Annotated in this window: 18 protein-coding genes and 1 tRNA gene; 11 read left to right on the top strand and 8 right to left on the bottom strand. The window is 41.8% G+C overall.

Annotated elements, in window-relative coordinates:
• Positions 1 to 23 precede the first annotated feature (23 nt).
• Positions 24 to 785, top strand: coding sequence for an alpha/beta fold hydrolase (locus ACP14Y_RS08890; RefSeq protein WP_424962609.1), 762 nt, complete (start codon positions 24 to 26; stop codon positions 783 to 785).
• A gap of 124 nt (positions 786 to 909) precedes the next feature.
• On the opposite strand, the gene ACP14Y_RS08895 is transcribed toward ACP14Y_RS08890, so the two are convergent.
• Positions 910 to 1116 carry a DUF2905 domain-containing protein gene (locus tag ACP14Y_RS08895; RefSeq protein WP_424962610.1) on the bottom strand — a complete coding sequence of 69 codons (207 nt, stop codon included), beginning with the start codon at positions 1114 to 1116 and terminating at the stop codon, positions 910 to 912.
• Here ACP14Y_RS08895 and ACP14Y_RS08900 point away from each other — a divergent pair, their 5' ends adjacent.
• The 4 genes from ACP14Y_RS08900 to ACP14Y_RS08915 are packed head-to-tail and all read left to right on the top strand — an operon-like array spanning position 1117 to position 4271.
• Positions 1117 to 1827: an SAM-dependent methyltransferase gene (locus tag ACP14Y_RS08900; protein ID WP_424962611.1), complete on the top strand. Its 711-nt coding sequence runs from the start codon at positions 1117 to 1119 to the stop codon at positions 1825 to 1827.
• A 60-nt stretch (positions 1828 to 1887) separates the two neighbouring features.
• Positions 1888 to 3141: a methionine adenosyltransferase gene (gene metK, locus ACP14Y_RS08905; protein WP_424962612.1), complete on the top strand. Its 1254-nt coding sequence runs from the start codon at positions 1888 to 1890 to the stop codon at positions 3139 to 3141.
• A 3-nt stretch (positions 3142 to 3144) separates the two neighbouring features.
• Complete coding sequence (locus ACP14Y_RS08910; protein ID WP_424962613.1) at positions 3145 to 3561, top strand: nuclear transport factor 2 family protein; 417 nt, start codon at positions 3145 to 3147, stop codon at positions 3559 to 3561.
• Complete coding sequence (locus tag ACP14Y_RS08915; protein ID WP_424962614.1) at positions 3558 to 4271, top strand: DJ-1/PfpI family protein; 714 nt, start codon at positions 3558 to 3560, stop codon at positions 4269 to 4271. The genes ACP14Y_RS08910 and ACP14Y_RS08915 overlap by 4 nt, the downstream gene beginning before the upstream one ends.
• A gap of 1 nt (position 4272) precedes the next feature.
• Here the strand turns inward: ACP14Y_RS08915 and ACP14Y_RS08920 are convergent, their stop codons facing one another.
• Both ACP14Y_RS08920 and ACP14Y_RS08925 read right to left on the bottom strand, forming a co-directional pair.
• The gene (locus ACP14Y_RS08920) at positions 4273 to 4950 is read right to left on the bottom strand and encodes an SDR family NAD(P)-dependent oxidoreductase (protein WP_424962615.1); all 678 of its coding nucleotides are present in this window, start codon (positions 4948 to 4950) and stop codon (positions 4273 to 4275) included.
• Positions 4950 to 5597: an NADPH-dependent F420 reductase gene (locus ACP14Y_RS08925; protein WP_424962616.1), complete on the bottom strand. Its 648-nt coding sequence runs from the start codon at positions 5595 to 5597 to the stop codon at positions 4950 to 4952. Before ACP14Y_RS08925 ends, ACP14Y_RS08920 begins: the two co-directional genes overlap by 1 nt.
• A 38-nt stretch (positions 5598 to 5635) precedes the next feature.
• On the opposite strand from ACP14Y_RS08925, the gene ACP14Y_RS08930 reads away from it, so the two are divergent.
• From ACP14Y_RS08930 to ACP14Y_RS08950, 5 genes are all read left to right on the top strand, one after another.
• Positions 5636 to 6805, top strand: a complete 1170-nt coding sequence (locus ACP14Y_RS08930; RefSeq protein WP_424962617.1) for a hypothetical protein — start codon at positions 5636 to 5638, stop codon at positions 6803 to 6805.
• A 248-nt stretch (positions 6806 to 7053) separates the two neighbouring features.
• The gene (locus tag ACP14Y_RS08935) at positions 7054 to 7788 is read left to right on the top strand and encodes a DUF2971 domain-containing protein (RefSeq protein WP_424962618.1); all 735 of its coding nucleotides are present in this window, start codon (positions 7054 to 7056) and stop codon (positions 7786 to 7788) included.
• Positions 7789 to 7809: 21 nt separating this feature from the next.
• Entirely contained in the window at positions 7810 to 8493 is a 684-nt protein-coding gene (locus tag ACP14Y_RS08940; RefSeq protein WP_424962619.1) for a hypothetical protein, read from the top strand.
• A 218-nt stretch (positions 8494 to 8711) separates the two neighbouring features.
• Positions 8712 to 9053, top strand: coding sequence for a type II toxin-antitoxin system RelE/ParE family toxin (locus tag ACP14Y_RS08945; protein ID WP_424962620.1), 342 nt, complete (start codon positions 8712 to 8714; stop codon positions 9051 to 9053).
• Complete coding sequence (locus ACP14Y_RS08950; protein WP_424962621.1) at positions 9050 to 9361, top strand: helix-turn-helix domain-containing protein; 312 nt, start codon at positions 9050 to 9052, stop codon at positions 9359 to 9361. Before ACP14Y_RS08945 ends, ACP14Y_RS08950 begins: the two co-directional genes overlap by 4 nt.
• A 287-nt stretch (positions 9362 to 9648) precedes the next feature.
• Here ACP14Y_RS08950 and ACP14Y_RS08955 read toward each other — a convergent pair whose 3' ends face one another.
• A complete protein-coding gene (locus ACP14Y_RS08955; protein ID WP_424964429.1) occupies positions 9649 to 10164 on the bottom strand; it encodes a DUF4442 domain-containing protein in 516 nt (171 codons plus the stop codon).
• A gap of 110 nt (positions 10165 to 10274) precedes the next feature.
• Between ACP14Y_RS08955 and ACP14Y_RS08960 the strand changes: the two genes are divergently transcribed.
• The gene (locus ACP14Y_RS08960; RefSeq protein WP_424962622.1) at positions 10275 to 10976 is read left to right on the top strand and encodes a hypothetical protein; all 702 of its coding nucleotides are present in this window, start codon (positions 10275 to 10277) and stop codon (positions 10974 to 10976) included.
• On the opposite strand, the gene ACP14Y_RS08965 is transcribed toward ACP14Y_RS08960, so the two are convergent.
• The 4 genes from ACP14Y_RS08965 to ACP14Y_RS08980 form a co-directional block, all read right to left on the bottom strand.
• Positions 10932 to 11699, bottom strand: coding sequence for a DUF3667 domain-containing protein (locus tag ACP14Y_RS08965; RefSeq protein WP_424962623.1), 768 nt, complete (start codon positions 11697 to 11699; stop codon positions 10932 to 10934). The two genes, ACP14Y_RS08960 and ACP14Y_RS08965, sit on opposite strands and share 45 nt — an antisense overlap.
• Before the next feature lie 528 nt (positions 11700 to 12227).
• Positions 12228 to 12303 (bottom strand) — tRNA-His (locus tag ACP14Y_RS08970).
• 66 nt (positions 12304 to 12369) lie between these two features.
• Positions 12370 to 13704, bottom strand: coding sequence for a dihydroorotase (locus tag ACP14Y_RS08975; protein ID WP_424962624.1), 1335 nt, complete (start codon positions 13702 to 13704; stop codon positions 12370 to 12372).
• A gap of 332 nt (positions 13705 to 14036) precedes the next feature.
• On the bottom strand, positions 14037 to 15491 hold the full coding sequence (locus tag ACP14Y_RS08980) for a M28 family peptidase (RefSeq protein ID WP_424962625.1): 1455 nt from the start codon (positions 15489 to 15491) through the stop codon (positions 14037 to 14039).
• Between the last annotated feature and the right edge of the window lie 2 nt (positions 15492 to 15493).

The following is a 15493-nucleotide window of genomic DNA, read 5'->3' on the forward strand; positions in this document are numbered from 1 at the left end:
TGTAATCAAATTTTTCCTGATTAATGAAATTGAACTTTAGAACATTAGGAGAAGGCGATCCCCTCATCATCATGCATGGGGTATTCGGATCGTCTGATAACTGGCAAACGCTGGGCAAAGTTTTCGCAGAGAGGTTTAAAGTCTATTTGGTAGACCTGAGAAATCATGGAAATTCTCCGCATAGTGATGAGTTTGACTATGATGTGATGGTGAAAGATGTAGTGGAGTTGATGGATGATGAAGACCTGAAAAAAGCCCATATTCTGGGACACTCTATGGGTGGAAAAGTAGCCATGCATCTCGCCACTCAGCACACCAACAGAGTGGATAAACTCATCGTAGTGGATATCGCACCAAAATATTATCCTCCTCACCACCAGGAAATTTTTGAGGGGTTTCATTCAGTAGATCTCGATAGCCTTGAAAACAGAAAGGACGCGGATGAGCAAATGGCCAAAGTGATCTCCAATTTCGGTGTTCGTCAGTTTATCCTGAAAAACCTGGATAGAAAAAAGGATGGAAGCTTTGGCTGGAAGCTCAATGTGAACGCAATTGAGCGAGCCATTGACAAGGTAGGTGAAGGAATAGAGGGTGATGTGAGTTTTGAAGGCACCACGCTATTCATTGCCGGAAGCAAATCCGATTATATCACTGATGAGGACCATGACCTGATCCGTGAACATTTTCCAAAAGCGTTGATTGCGTCAGTGAAAGATGCCGGACACTGGGTGCATGCAGAGAAGCCGAAGGAGTTGGGAGAAATGGTGATGGAGTTTTTGAGCTAAAGCAAAATATCCTGGAAACCTTTTTATATAATGTCATTTCGACTGAAAGGAGAAATCCTTACCGTATAAATCGTCAAACATCTTTAGTATAGATTTCTCGCTATGCTCGAAATGACAACCCTCATTACCTGATTTTATTCCATAAATAACCAAACAGCATCAATAGCAAACTGATTAATATACATGTGGTGATTGGGAGGTAAAAACTGAAATTTTCTCTTTCGATTCGGATGTCTCCCGGCAGCCTGCCCAACGGAACGTTCGGAGCAAACTCCATAATTGCACCAATAACAACTAGTGCCAATCCAATTAAAATCAATATTTTGCCCATATGAGTCAAGGTAAACTATTTCTGATTCCTACCTATCTGTCAACAGATAATGATGCATCATTTGTTTCACCAATGGTCATAGATGTGCTTAAACACACAAAACACTACTTCGTAGAAAATGTGCGAACGGCCAGAAGATTCATTAGCAGCCTGAAAGCAGGCATTACGATAGATGAGTTGCAGTTTCAGATTCTGGACAAAAAATCAAACTGGGATCAAATGTATCCGCTGTTTGAACCCGCCAGAAACGGAGAAGACATGGCAGTGATCTCAGAAGCAGGCGTTCCATGCTTGGCAGATCCGGGGAATCTGACAGTCAGCTTCGCCCATCAGACCGGCATTCAGGTGGTTCCCATGCCAGGCACCTCATCTATTCAAATGGCGCTCATCGCCTCCGGCTTCAATGGACAGCAGTTTACTTTTCACGGCTATTTACCTATAGATAAAAACCCTCGACAGAAAAAAATAAAAGAATTGGAACGGTTGAGCCAGTCAGGATACACCCAGCTCTTTATGGAGACTCCCTATCGAAACCATCAATTAGTCAAAGATATTCTAAAGGCCTGTCGACCGGATACGCTGATGAGTATCGCAGCTGATATCTCCGGATCAAACGAAAAAATCCTAACTCAGCCTATCTCCAAGTGGCAGAAGACTGACATTCAGATACATAAAATCCCTGCGATATTCAGTTTTGGTCAATTCCCGTGAAGGAGTTCTCCGAATCTTCTAAATTTGCCGACCAACTTTAAAAATTAAGATCAAACATACATGCCCTACTTATTTACCTCAGAGTCCGTCAGTGAAGGACACCCGGATAAGATTGCAGATCAAATCTCAGATGCACTACTCGATCATTTTCTTGCCTTCGATCCTGATAGCAAGGTAGCTTGTGAAACCATGGTTACAACCGGATTGGTGACCCTTGCAGGTGAGGTTAAAACCACAGCTTATGTAGACGTACAGAATATTGCCAGAGAGGTGATTAATCGAATTGGTTACACGAAGGGTGAATACATGTTTGATGGGAACTCGTGTGGTGTTATTTCGGCTATCCACGAACAATCTCCAGACATCAATCAGGGGGTAGACAGAGACTCTGAAGACGAACAGGGTGCGGGCGACCAGGGAATGATGTTTGGTTATGCCACTACCGAAACTGATAATTACATGCCTTTGGCATTGAATATCTCTCACAGCATTCTGATGGAACTTTCTGCGATCAGAAAAGAAGGAAAAGAGATGACTTACCTGAGACCTGATGCCAAGTCGCAGGTAACCATCGAATACGATGACGAGAACAGGCCTGTACGAATTGATGCGATTGTTGTTTCTACTCAGCACGATGAGTTTGACAATGAGGATAATATGCTGAAAAAGATCAAAGAGGATGTAATCAATATCCTTATTCCTCGGGTGATCAAGAAAATGAAGCCAGATAACCAGGCCCTTTTCAATGATCAGATCAAATACCACATCAACCCGACCGGGAAGTTTGTGATTGGAGGACCGCACGGTGACGCTGGTCTGACCGGAAGAAAAATCATTGTAGATACTTATGGCGGTAAAGGAGCTCACGGCGGAGGAGCATTCTCAGGCAAAGATCCTTCGAAGGTGGACCGTTCTGCGGCTTATGCAACACGTCATATTGCAAAAAACCTGGTAGCAGCAGGAGTTGCTAATGAAATATTGGTACAGGTGTCTTATGCGATAGGAGTACCGGAACCGATGGGTATTTATGTGAATACGTATGGCACAGCCAATGTGGATATGAACGATGGAGAAATTGCTAAAATCGTTGAAAAGATATTCGATATGCGCCCTGCATATATCATCAAACGACTCAAACTGAAAGAGCCGATCTATTCCGAATCTGCCGCTTACGGTCACATGGGAAGAACCCCGGAAGTAAAGCAGGTAAACTTCATTGGAAATGGTGGTGAAGAGGTGAAGAAAGTGGTAGAAACCTTCACCTGGGAAAAACTGGATTACGTAGATCAGGTAAAAGAAGCCTTTGGGCTGTAACCCATGAAAGCGCTATTAAGTAACTGGCATGAGGTGGTCAAAAAGCAAGATGCCCGGTTGCTTAAATCAATGCTTGATAAAGACGCTGTATTTCACTCTCCGATACTTTTCAAACCTCAAAAAGGTCGTAAGCTGGTAATGACTTATCTGCTTGCTGCTGCGAGAATGTTTGAGGATACCAACTTTCACTATGTGAAGGAAGTGATCAATGAACAAGAGGCTATTTTGGAATTCAATGCGGAAATAGACGGCATTCAAATCGATGGGGTTGATATCATTACAGCTAACAAGGACGAGTTGATCACAGAGTTTAAAGTAATGCTTCGTCCACTCAAAGCCATTGAGACTGTTGGCGAAAAAATGAAGGCTAATCTCGACGATATGAGCCTATGGGACAAACTTAAATGGAAACTATCATGAGAAAATTACTCGTCGTTTTACTGATCGTCCTAATTGGCTGCAAGCCCTCAGAGGAGAAAAAAGAGATCACTATTGAGCCGGTTGCTTCCGGCCAATCATTCAACGCGGCTTTTCTGATGATTGATGGCGTATATAACTCTGAGCTGATGGCTCCCTTTGATATTTTCCAGCACACCGTTTTCCATACCGAAGGGGGCATCACGGTTTTCACAGTCGCAGAGACAATGGATACGGTCACTACCTTTGAAGGGTTAAGGCTGTTTCCTGATTATTCATTCGATAGCGAAGACCTTCCGGAGATTGATATTCTGGTTGTGCCAAGCGCTGAGCACAACATGGATTCCGACTTAGAAAATGAAACGCTAATAAACTGGGTTTCAGAAGTCGGAACCAAGGCTGATTATGTCATGTCGCTTTGTGACGGAGCATTCGTTTTAGCAAAGGCAGGACTAGTTGATGGAAAAGAGTCTACCACTTTTCCATCGGATATTGCCAGATACAAAGTAACATTCCCCTCTTTGAACGTTCATGAAGGCGTTTCGTTTGTACATCACAACAACCTGCTTACCTCTGCTGGTGGCGCAAAATCCTATGATGTAGCACTCTATTTAGTCCATCATCTTTATGGAGATGAAGTGGCCAAGGGTGTTGGTCGTGGATTGGTTATCGACTGGGATGTGAATGACTATGCCTTTGTCCGGGTGGAATAACTCACCAATCAATCACCTTTTTATCTCTCAAGAATTTCCCACTCGGAATATCCTCTGCAGTAGCCAACCAAACCGCTGTTTCGGCTCCTTTTTCTACAGGCCTTGATGCACCAGAGCCTCCCATATCTGTTCGCACCCAGCCAGGACACATGGCATTTACTTTTACGCTAGCCCCAATTTGTTGATGTGTCATGATCGTCAAGGAGTTTAAGGCTGTTTTAGAGATTCGGTACGCCGGGTGATCTGCTCTCAAATCATCAATGGCACCCATGCCACTGGAAATATTGATAATCCTTCCATCTGCGGACTTCTCTAAAAGTGGGGCTAATTCCTGAGTCAACGTCCAGGGGCCAAACACATTGGTTTCTATGGTCTGCTGAACCACTTCGAGATCAGCATTCAAAACATTCATACCATCATCAATCAGAATGCCTGCATTGTTGATCAATACATCCAGTTCACCGACCTCAGCCTTATACTTTTGAGTAAACTCCAGAATATTATCTTTTTTGGAAACATCGAGCTCACGAAACCTGGCCCCAACCTCAATCGCAGCATCTTCTCCTTTCTCGATCGATCGGGCGGTGAGCACTACATCATGACCTTGCTCTACCAGCTGTCGACAGATTTCTTTTCCAATTCCACGATTTCCTCCGGTTACGATGATTCGTTTTCGCATTATCTCAAAAGTTTAAACGCATGTGACCATTGATTGTCTTTGAAGCCCGGAATACACCAGAGTATACAAAGTGGCTCTATCGCCCGGGCCGCCTCTATAGATCCCATGTCTTCGGTTTCCCAACCGAACAGATCCAGAATTGCTGAGACTTCTTTCTTCGCTGACTCGTCATTTCCGGCAATAAACATGGATGGTTTTTGGCCTCCTCCAATCTCCGGGTTGACCATCAGATGCGCCCCAACTGAGCTAAAGCATTTCACAAAATGAGCTTCAGGGTTCGATTCCTGTAAGTCCTCCATTAACGATCGGTTGATGTCTGTAAAAAACTGCAGCACCCCATTCACGGGACCGGCTTTTTCATCAATTGGATTAGTGGCATCTATCACGGTTTTTCCGTTGATTCCATCTCCGGCCATTTTCAACACATCCTTTGCCGCATGCCCTTTCACGGCTAAAACGATGATCTCACCAAAGTCTGCCGTTTCCGAGAATAAACCGGTACTTCCCTTTTCTCCGGCTTCCTTTTTCCAGTCATCCAGTTTGCTTGTATCCCGTGTCCCTATCATGACTGCATGGCCATGTTTAATAAATCCGTCTGCCAGGGTGCGTCCAACGACCCCTGATCCTAATATTCCAATTTTCTTCATGCTAGATTAGTGTTTTATTTGCCTAAAATTTGCCCTCCATGCACGTCATAGAAGTACAGGATAAGAAAACAGCTAACGAATTTTTGCAGTTCCCCATTCGTCTTTACAAGGACGAGCCAAACTGGATACGACCGCTTGACAAAGACATCAATGGGGTATTTGACCCGAAGGTGAATAAGTTTTTCAGAAACGGGGAGTGTACGCGCTGGATCCTGAAAAATGATAATGGAGAAACGATTGGAAGAATTGCCGCTTTTATCAATCAAAAAACAGTCAATAAAGACAATGATCAGCCAACCGGAGGCGTAGGTTTTTTCGAGTGCGTCAATGATCAGGAAGCGGCCAACCTGTTGTTTGATACCGGCAAAAAATGGCTGGAGGAGAAAGGCATGGAAGCGATGGACGGACCCATCAACTTTGGTGACCGGGACACCTGGTGGGGGTTACTCGTTGATGGTTTTGACCGACCACCCAACTATCAGTGCAACTATAACTTTCCGTATTATGTAGATCTGTTCGAAAATTACGGTTTCCAAATCTATTTCAAGCAGTTTACCTTCGGACGGCCGGTGATGGATCCGCTTAGTGATCGACTATATGAAAAGGCACAAGTGGCAGACAAGGATCCTGATTACACCTTCAGGCATATTGAAAAAAAGAAGCTGAAAGAATATGCTGAAGATTTCCGAACGGTATATAATGATGCCTGGGCCAGACATCCGGGAGTGGCTGAAATGACTTCTGTGCAGGCCAATGCGATCATCAAAAAGATGAAGCCCATCATGGATGAGAAGATCATGTGGTTTGGCTATCACAAAGACAAGCCGGTTGGTTTTTACATTAACATCCCTGAACTAAACCAGGTGTTTAAGCATGTAAACGGAAAGCTTGACCTGATTGGAAAGCTAAAATTTGTCTATCACAAACTGATGAAGACCAATACGAAAATGATCGGCCTGGTCTTTGGCATTTCCCCGGATCATCAGGGTAAAGGTGTAGACGGAGCGTTAATCATGGCTACCCGGGACATGGTGCAGGATAAGTACACCCGATACAAAGATCTGGAGATGAACTGGATCGGTGACTTCAACCCAAAGATGATCAAGGTGGTAGAGCAGGTTGGAGGCGATGTAGTGAAAACGCATCATACCTATCGATACCTGTTTGACCGTTCGAAGAAGTTTAAGCGGATGCCACTAAAGAGTTGACGGCAACAAAGTCGTCCCACCACTCAAAGTGGTAGTACGACTGAATCAACACAAAGAGGTGTAAGGGAGATATTGCGTAGTTTTATATCACATTTAAGCAGATATAGTACACTTTATCCACTATATCCGGATGTTGTATGCCATGATCGATGAGTAAGATTCCCAGCGGACTATATCACTACTGCTCTATTGAAAGTTTCTTTCATATTGTTTCATCTAAATCAATATGGCTATGTAATAGCAGTCAAATGAATGATTCATATGAGAATAAATGGATTGAACATCATTTCGACATAGTTAAGGACTTCTTTAGCGAGACTAGATATGACAAGTTAATTAAGGACTCATTTGATATGTATGAATGGAATAGTAAACCTCCCTTCATTTTCTGCTTATCGGCAAACAAAGATTTGCTTAGTCAATGGCGCGCCTATTCTCATGATGGGCAGGGTGTTGCGATCGGATTTAGTACAAAGCATCTCAACATTAAAAATGAACTCCCTGCTCCAAACGTATATGCTCATAATACTCTTGGAATTGAGAAAGTGGAATACTACAACTATTCTCAGAAAAACAAAGTCATTGAATTATGTAAGGATGTCAAAGAAGCATTTGACAAAGATCCCAGCTCTGATGACAACATAATGTTAAGCCTCGATCTGGCTTTTTCATTGGTGAATTGGGGTCTGATATTCAAAAATCCAAGTTTCAAAGAAGAAAGAGAATGGAGAATAATTCATACTCCAACAGATTCATATGAAGAACCACTGAATCAATTATCTGATTTAAAGTTTAGAATAAACTCAAATAGAATAACGACATATTACAGTTATAACTTCGATAAAAAATTTAATTCGGATTTGATTAAGGAAATCGTGATTGGCCCAAGGTGTCAAATGAAACTGGAGGAAATCGAGCAATTTCTCAAACATAACAACCTTAGTAAAACAAGAGTGATTATGTCCAAATCAACATATCGTTAAAACGCATCTGAAAAGAGAAGAATGGAAATTATAGAGGAAAACAAACAATTAATTGAAGAAACAGAGCGTATCCTTGGAATTGTAAAAACTCAACACGACGACCTTATCAAAGACTATGGAAAAGAGGACTTTAGAACAAAATTCGTGGGGCTATCAGGTAATATATTTCATACAATGTTACTAGATTTTGCCGCTGTTTCTATGACAATTTGCATTCCGGAATGGTGGGAAAAGCATTATAAAAGAAAACCAAGTGCTGGCGACATTAGTGCCGTTCAAAATCATGGTAAATTCACAAAACATGCGTTTCTCGTTTTTTACTTTTCGAAAGTAGAAACCATGATAAGGAAGTCTCTTAATTTGGTCTCTTCGGGATTCGATCCAACGGGAGTGCAATCTTTCAAAGTTGTTTATGATGAATACTTGAAGGAGTTAAACTTAGAAACTGAAATACCGTTGTTTGACTTAATGAGATTGCTTCGGAATGCAGTTCACAATAACGGGATTTTCATTCACCCTAGAGGAAGGGATCGTGAAATTACCTGGGATAGCAAAACGTATCAATTTAAACATCAACAACTGATCGATTTCATATCTACTGAATTTCTATTTTACATCTATGAAGAAATGATTCATTCAGTCAATAGAATCGTTCGAGCTGACCGTTTTAATTCCATGAAATCCATTGAGGACAAGTTTCATTAAAACACGTCATACAACAAACACTAAAATGAATATACGAACTGAGCCATCTGAAAAGCCAACGCAAAACGGAAATCTTATTGCTTCTAGCAACTGGGCTGCATACTCATTTTAGTTGAGCGTTACACACCATCTTCTTCAGGTCGTAGAAGCATAACGGCAAAGTTTACTTTCAACGAAACTTTACTTAGCTTAGCTGAGTTAACATAAATGTAAACTTGATGATTCAACGATTTGAGGTTGAACTCCTTGAACAGGCTTATGAATTTCTAAGGAAACTTGATCTCAAGCACCGGAAAAAGATTATTCAGAATATGGATCGGGCTAAATTTCATACCGATCCTAAACTGTTCAAGAAGCTTGACGGTGAGATCTGGGAATTCCGGACTTTGTTTTCAGGAAAGCAATATCGATTGCTTGCCTTCTGGGATAAGACCAAACAAACTGAGACGCTGGTTTTTGCAACTCATGGATTCGTTAAGAAAACAAGCAAGGTTGACAAAAAGGAAATTGATAAAGCTGAACGAATTAGACAGCAATACTTTAAAACCAAGGAGTCATGAAACGATATACACTTGAACAAACAAAAGACGACTTGATTGGGAAGATCGGATCTCCTGAACGCGACCAGTATGAGGTTGAACTCAAATTGGAACTGATTGGAGACATGATCCAACAAGCCAGGAAGCAGCGTAACCTAACACAGCAACAACTCGGTGAACTTATTGGAGTTAAGAAGGCACAGATTTCAAGACTTGAGAACAACACAGGGAACGTAACTATCGAAACGATTCTCAAAGTATTCAACGCTCTTGAGGCGAAGGTGAACTTCAACGTTAAGATGCTGGACAATAAAATAAACGTGGCGTAAACGGTGCGTAACAATCACTAGTAGGCATGGCCACATGAGTCATTTGCTAAGTTCATTGGGCTAAACCGCTCACCTTTCCACCAAGCAAATTTCAGTACTTTCTACCATGCCTGTCTACTGGGTTTGGTTTCTTGTGTTTCGCAGTGTCTTTCGGAAGTTAACCGCACCGTTCAGGTTCGCTCTTTCACCGCCATTTATTACTTTTATGGCCACAGTCCGCTGGTTGGGCGTTTGTCGTCATCCATCTATTTGCATCTTTTATCTCGGATTCAACATCAAAAGCCTTTTCACTTCCCTCGCTTCTTCTCTTTATAATATTCCTTATCCGCCACATAAATCAATTTTTCAATCTCGCAGAAAAGCTTGCCTTCTTTGCTTGTTAGCAAGACCGGCTTCACCAGATCTACTTCTTTCTTTTCGGAGATATCGGCTTTTAGCTGCCTAATTTCATCATCCGAAAACGCAAAAACGGCGTAGGCGTCTGAGTTGGCCGGACGTTTAATTTTGACCGTCGAGGACTTGTCCCACACCACATAATCCTTTCCCAGGATTTGAATCAGCTGAACCATGTAAATGGGATCAGTGGCGGCAAAAAGACTCCCGCCGAATATCGTCCCCACATAATTTTTGTTTTTGTAAGAGATGGGGATTCGTATCTCCACACTGCTAAAATCAGGATCCACTTTCGTTACTCTCCCGGTCGTTCTTCTGTACATCGGAGACAAATTGAAAAACAGCTTGAAAAGTCTGTGCTTTTGCTTTGGGAAATAGGTACTCGAAAACTTTGATAACGCCTGGTACATAGAACTAAGATAGCTTGCATCATACAACTCATCCACCCTATTCAACAGTTCAGTGTTGTTATTTTTTGAATTGCTAGATTCTGTTATTGAATTGCAAAAATCAATTCAAAATGGAACAATTTCTGATCATATCTCACATCCTTTGCGGCGGTACCGTACTCCTCCTCGGACTGGTGCAAATGTTTAACCGAAAAGGTGGAGCCAATCACATAACCATTGGTAGGGTATATGTAGGTGCCATGTGGTGGATCTGTTTGAGTGCCTGGGGCATCATCCTATTTTATCGATTCAGCGCTTTTTTGATGGTCATTGCTGTATTGACATTTCACGCATCTTTTGTAGGAGTTAGAGTGTTGAAGCGACGAAAGACAGGTGGTGAAAAATGGTATGATTGGGCAGTGGCAATAGTCACTTCGATCTTTGGTATAGGGATAATCATCTATGGAGTAAACCTGTATTTTACTTCGTCCAATACGGTACTTGCTTTTCTGTGCGGACTGTTTGGTTTCTTCACCTTGTCAAATGGTTTCCAGGATCTGAAGTTTTTCAACCAAAAACCGGAGGTAGAAAAAGGCTGGTGGCTAAAACAACACATTGGGGCGATGGGCGGGAGCTATATTGCTGCTGTCACCGCATTCGCTGTACAAAACCCCAACATCTTTTTGCCGGGTAGTTCCTATCAATGGCTGCTCTGGATTTTGCCTGCTGCCATTGGTAGTCCAATCATTTCGATGATGTCTAAAAAGTGGATGCGCAAATCAAATGGCCTACTTGCTAAAGGAAATGAATATATAAATGAAGGTGCTAAGTGAGATGGTAATTGTGAAAAATACATATCCAACACACCATACAATGAGTGCTTTAATGTATGTCCAGGTTACTGACTTTTGCGGGTTCATAAGACCGACAACAATCACATTATATAACATATTAATTACTAACCCTTCAATAAAAAACATATAGCCAGCTGTTGCTGCAAAGGCCACTGTAATTATGCTAATCCATAAGAGCTGGGAGATTGCATAGCTAATGATCAAAAAGTTTTGCAAATAGTTTCTCCTACGGTAAAAAATTGACATTGAAAGTGCTGTGAATGGAATGATGGCTCCAACAAGCAATCGCATGTTTTTGGAAAACATTTGCGTGTAGTCATTAAGAAATTGCTGTTGCATTTCCGAAAGTTCCTGATCAGGTGCCTGAAATATTCTGCTTGCTTCATCCATCATTTCCGCTGGATTAAAACCAAAGACCTGAAAAGACAGTACGTAGAGGAAACTCATCACCACGAGGTATGAGAGAGGTGCTATATACTTTACACGATTGCCTTCGAGATAATCAGTTATTACCTTCTTCGGATTGCTCCACAAGCCAATAAAAGTCCGTATTATACGGTTATCAGCACCAAGCCATCTGGAACTGAGTTCGGTTATTAAGCCCTTCCAGGTTATCGGTAGCACTTCAGCCTTCTGGCCACAATTTGAACAGTAATTTCCGGTTACAGGAGAGGAACAATTGATGCATGATTTATCGGCCATAATCCGAAAATAAATCAAAATAAGCTAATCAAAGGTTGACGGGGAATGCTGGAAGACATCCTTAAAATAGAAAGGCCTTCCTGACGAGACCGAGGACTGGTACGAGATCAAGCTTGTCAGGGCAAAAATTTGTTCCACCAAACCATTGTCCAAGGCCTACACTTTTAAGTTGCATTTTCATAACCGGCATTGTGTCTTTTCAACGACTTTCTAAGTCGTTGGATTGTCCTTTATAGAATTGGTCGCAGGACTTAGAGTAAAGTACGTATACGAAATACATTCCTTGTAAAATAAAAAGCCCTTCCTGACGAAACAAGTCTGTCAGGACAGGTACGAGATCAAGCTTGTCTGAGCAAAAATTTGTTCCAAATTTTTTGGGCCTGTCTATGCCTTGCGCCTAGATGGAAGACCGGATCGATGGGACCAACCTTTGGCCGGCGACCTCCTGAACCACATTAGACCCATTCAGGAGGTCGCGTCGGTAAACAAAAAAAGCAGTCACATTTCTGTAACTGCTTCTTATTTCTTGGGTGAAAGACCGGATTCGAACCGGCGACCTCCTGAACCACAATCAGGCGTTCTAACCAACTGAACTACAATCACCATAAATCTTTCAGGCATTCCTGAAAAGGAGTGCAAAGTTAATACCCCTTTTGAAATCTACAAACGATTATTTTCTATCAAAAGAAAGTCTTTGACCCATCTGGCCTTCGTCCAGCTTTCCGTTGGAATATGCCAGATGACCAGAAACAAATGTTTTCTCAATGGTAGACTTAAATGTATGCCCCTCAAATGGTGACCATCCACATTTTGCACGGACATTGTCTCGATTGACTGTCCATGGTTTATTCAGGTCTACCAATACCAAATCCGCTTTGTAGCCTTCCCGGATATATCCACGCTCTTTTATCTCAAAGCACTCCGCAACTGCATGGCTCATTTTTTCTGCTATTCGTTCCAAGGAAATTTTTCCCTGGTGATAAAAATCAATCATTGCATTAAGCGTATGCTGGATAAGTGGCCCACCTGAAGGAGCCTTCGCGTAGGGGTTCTGCTTTTCTTCCAAGGTGTGAGGAGCATGGTCTGTGGCAATAACATCTATACGATCATCGAGTAGAGCCTTCCATATTTGATCCCGATCTTGCGCTGTTTTTACCGCTGGATTCCACTTGATAAAGGAGCCTTTTTCATCATAGTCCTGGTCCGTAAACCAAAGATGATGGATGCATGCTTCAGAGGTAATCCTTTTGTCCCTCAGAGGGATTTCATTGGTGAAAAGGTTCGTCTCCTTACCCGTGGAAATATGAAGAATGTGTAACCGTGTATTACACTTTTTTGCTAGTTCTATGGCTTTCGATGAGGATAGATAACATGCCTCTTCGCTACGAATAATGGGGTGATACTTAAATGGAATATCATCGCCATACTGAGCAACGTACTTTTCTGTATTTGCGCGTATGGTAGCCTCATCCTCACAGTGAGTGGCTATCAAGATCGGCGCATTGCAAAAGATTTTCTCCAATGTATCCGGATCATCCACTAACATATTTCCGGTGGATGAACCCATGAAAATTTTAATTCCGCACACAGACGAAGGGTCTGTCTTTAATACCTCATCCAAATTTTCGTTGGTGCTACCCATGTAAAAAGAGTAATTCGCCAAGGCGTTCTTTGCCCCAATCTGATATTTTGCTTCTAGCAATTCCTGCGTAATTGTTTGAGGATTTACGTTAGGCATTTCCATAAAAGAAGTGACTCCTCCTGCAACTGCCGCTCGCGATTCTGTGAAAATATTTCCCTTATGAGTGAGTCCTGGCTCACGAAAGTGTACCTGATCATCTATCACTCCGGGGAAAAGGTGCAAGTTGCTTCCATCGATTTCTGTCACGTTGGAATCAACAGTCACGCTGCTCCCTAGTTTTTCAATACGGTCATCTTTAATAAGTAAGTCAGCAACCTTAACTTCTCCTTCATTGACAATGCTTACCTCTTTTATTAAAAACATTTATAATTATTTTAAGTTAGAATGTGATTTTAATGGAAACTCGTTTAGCCTGTTGTGGAAAATTTGTCTCGTGTCATATGAATCGGACTACTTGTTCAAAGATAAGTCTAAATAAAAAATGAGCTTGTAAAAAGCTCATTTTCAACCATTTTCAAGAACAATTTCTTAGACAAAAACAGTTAAAGCAATTTTTTTGAAGCAAAACTTTCTTGGAAACCGCATTAAATATTTATACTTGTAATAGAAAGATGGATTTTTTAGTCTTTCTTTCCATAGCTGGTTGAAAAGATCTTGTGGGGCGAATGCCCCACAATGATCAATTTCCTTCACAATTATTCTCCAGCTTCTTTCTCTAACTTTTCTTTATCAACCTCTATTCTTTCTGCCCTGTTTGCTATTTCCCATCCTGTGTGAAATACAAGTCTTGCCCTTTTTTCCATCGTATCAAAAGCAATTTTTTCTATCGTATCTGTTGACTTATGATAGTCCGGGTGAGTCCCGTTGAAGTAGAAAATGATAGGGATGTTATTCTTAGCAAAGTTGTAATGGTCTGAACGGTAATAGAATCGATTAGGATCGTTTTCATCGTTGTATGTATAGTCCAGTTCCAAACCAGTGTAGGTTGTGTTTATTTTTTCTGAAAGCTCATGAAGCTCCTGCGAAAGCTTATCAGAGCCAATCACGTAGATGTAGTCACTGTTATCTGCATGGGCATCATCTATCCGCCCAACCATGTCTATGTTGAGGTTAACTACAGTATTTTCTAAAGGAAATACCGGATCCGTGTCTGTGTAATATCTGGATCCCAGCAGCCCTTTTTCCTCTCCTGTAACCGTCATGAAAAGCACACTTCTCATCGGGCCTTTCTTCTTTTTAGCCGCTTCCACGAACGCTTCTGCAATTTCCAACACACTTACTGTTCCTGACCCGTCATCATCTGCGCCATTGTGGATTTCGCCACCAATGATTCCTACGTGATCGTAATGAGAAGTTATGACAATTACCTCATCAGGTTTTTCCGTTCCTTTTAGAAATCCAAGAACATTTTCCGTTCCAATCGGCTTATCAAGATAATCTGCATTAAAAACCACTTCGGCTTTATCGCCAGGCTTAATCTCTTCAAACGCTTTATCGAACATCCACGCAGCAAGGGATTTATCCGCAATGATCATTTTGTCCGACTCATTATCTCTTTGATCCAAACCAAGACTTGGACGTTTCAGGTAAGGTCCAAAACGAGTAAGTACTGAACTGAATTCCTCATCGTTTTTAAGCACTACAACAAATCCAACAGCTCCTGCCTCTTTCGCCTGATCTATTTTTTCCTGTAGTCCTCCAAGTTGATCGGTTACATAAGCCACATATGAGCCTTCATAGTTGCTCAAATCTCCATCTTCCTCTGACATCACAATACTGATGTACTCTTCCCCCATGGTCTCAGCTTTCGAGTAGTAGATAAACTCCTCAAAACCATCCTTCTTTTCCTCCCCTTTTCGGAAGTAGACAGAGCCTATGGAAGATTCTGTTAGATTAAACTTTTGAAAGTACGACCCATCCACAGGAGCCTCAAGTCCTAATGACTTGAAGTGGTTGGCAATGTACTCGGCAGCCATTTTTTGCCCTTTCTTTCCTGTTTCTCTTCCCTCATATTCATCAGAAGCAAGAACTGAAAGGTGTTCTTTCAGGTCATCTGCCGTAATCGTCTTAGCAAATTTTATGGCTGTTTTATCCTGTGCCAGCAGTCCAAAGGCCACAATCAGGCCCAATACAAATGTTATTTTTCTCATTG

The sequence above is a fragment of the Ekhidna sp. genome, assembly GCF_965247405.1.
Lineage (GTDB): Bacteria > Bacteroidota > Bacteroidia > Cytophagales > Cyclobacteriaceae > Ekhidna.

Excerpts from the sequence above, each read along its gene's own strand:
- ACP14Y_RS08945 (WP_424962620.1), top strand. The coding sequence starts at position 8,712 with ATGATTCAACGATTTGAGGTTGAACTCCTTGAACAGGCTTATGAATTT.
- ACP14Y_RS08965 (WP_424962623.1), bottom strand. The coding sequence starts at position 11,699 with ATGGCCGATAAATCATGCATCAATTGTTCCTCTCCTGTAACCGGAAAT.
- ACP14Y_RS08940 (WP_424962619.1), top strand. The coding sequence starts at position 7,810 with ATGGAAATTATAGAGGAAAACAAACAATTAATTGAAGAAACAGAGCGT.
- ACP14Y_RS08900 (WP_424962611.1), top strand. The coding sequence starts at position 1,117 with ATGAGTCAAGGTAAACTATTTCTGATTCCTACCTATCTGTCAACAGAT.
- ACP14Y_RS08890 (WP_424962609.1), top strand. The coding sequence starts at position 24 with ATGAAATTGAACTTTAGAACATTAGGAGAAGGCGATCCCCTCATCATC.
- ACP14Y_RS08950 (WP_424962621.1), top strand. The coding sequence starts at position 9,050 with ATGAAACGATATACACTTGAACAAACAAAAGACGACTTGATTGGGAAG.
- ACP14Y_RS08895 (WP_424962610.1), bottom strand. The coding sequence starts at position 1,116 with ATGGGCAAAATATTGATTTTAATTGGATTGGCACTAGTTGTTATTGGT.
- ACP14Y_RS08955 (WP_424964429.1), bottom strand. The coding sequence starts at position 10,164 with ATGTACCAGGCGTTATCAAAGTTTTCGAGTACCTATTTCCCAAAGCAA.
- ACP14Y_RS08930 (WP_424962617.1), top strand. The coding sequence starts at position 5,636 with ATGCACGTCATAGAAGTACAGGATAAGAAAACAGCTAACGAATTTTTG.
- ACP14Y_RS08910 (WP_424962613.1), top strand. The coding sequence starts at position 3,145 with ATGAAAGCGCTATTAAGTAACTGGCATGAGGTGGTCAAAAAGCAAGAT.
- ACP14Y_RS08915 (WP_424962614.1), top strand. The coding sequence starts at position 3,558 with ATGAGAAAATTACTCGTCGTTTTACTGATCGTCCTAATTGGCTGCAAG.
- metK (WP_424962612.1), top strand. The coding sequence starts at position 1,888 with ATGCCCTACTTATTTACCTCAGAGTCCGTCAGTGAAGGACACCCGGAT.
- ACP14Y_RS08960 (WP_424962622.1), top strand. The coding sequence starts at position 10,275 with ATGGAACAATTTCTGATCATATCTCACATCCTTTGCGGCGGTACCGTA.
- ACP14Y_RS08980 (WP_424962625.1), bottom strand. The coding sequence starts at position 15,491 with ATGAGAAAAATAACATTTGTATTGGGCCTGATTGTGGCCTTTGGACTG.
- ACP14Y_RS08920 (WP_424962615.1), bottom strand. The coding sequence starts at position 4,950 with ATGCGAAAACGAATCATCGTAACCGGAGGAAATCGTGGAATTGGAAAA.
- ACP14Y_RS08925 (WP_424962616.1), bottom strand. The coding sequence starts at position 5,597 with ATGAAGAAAATTGGAATATTAGGATCAGGGGTCGTTGGACGCACCCTG.
- ACP14Y_RS08935 (WP_424962618.1), top strand. The coding sequence starts at position 7,054 with ATGAATGATTCATATGAGAATAAATGGATTGAACATCATTTCGACATA.
- ACP14Y_RS08975 (WP_424962624.1), bottom strand. The coding sequence starts at position 13,704 with ATGTTTTTAATAAAAGAGGTAAGCATTGTCAATGAAGGAGAAGTTAAG.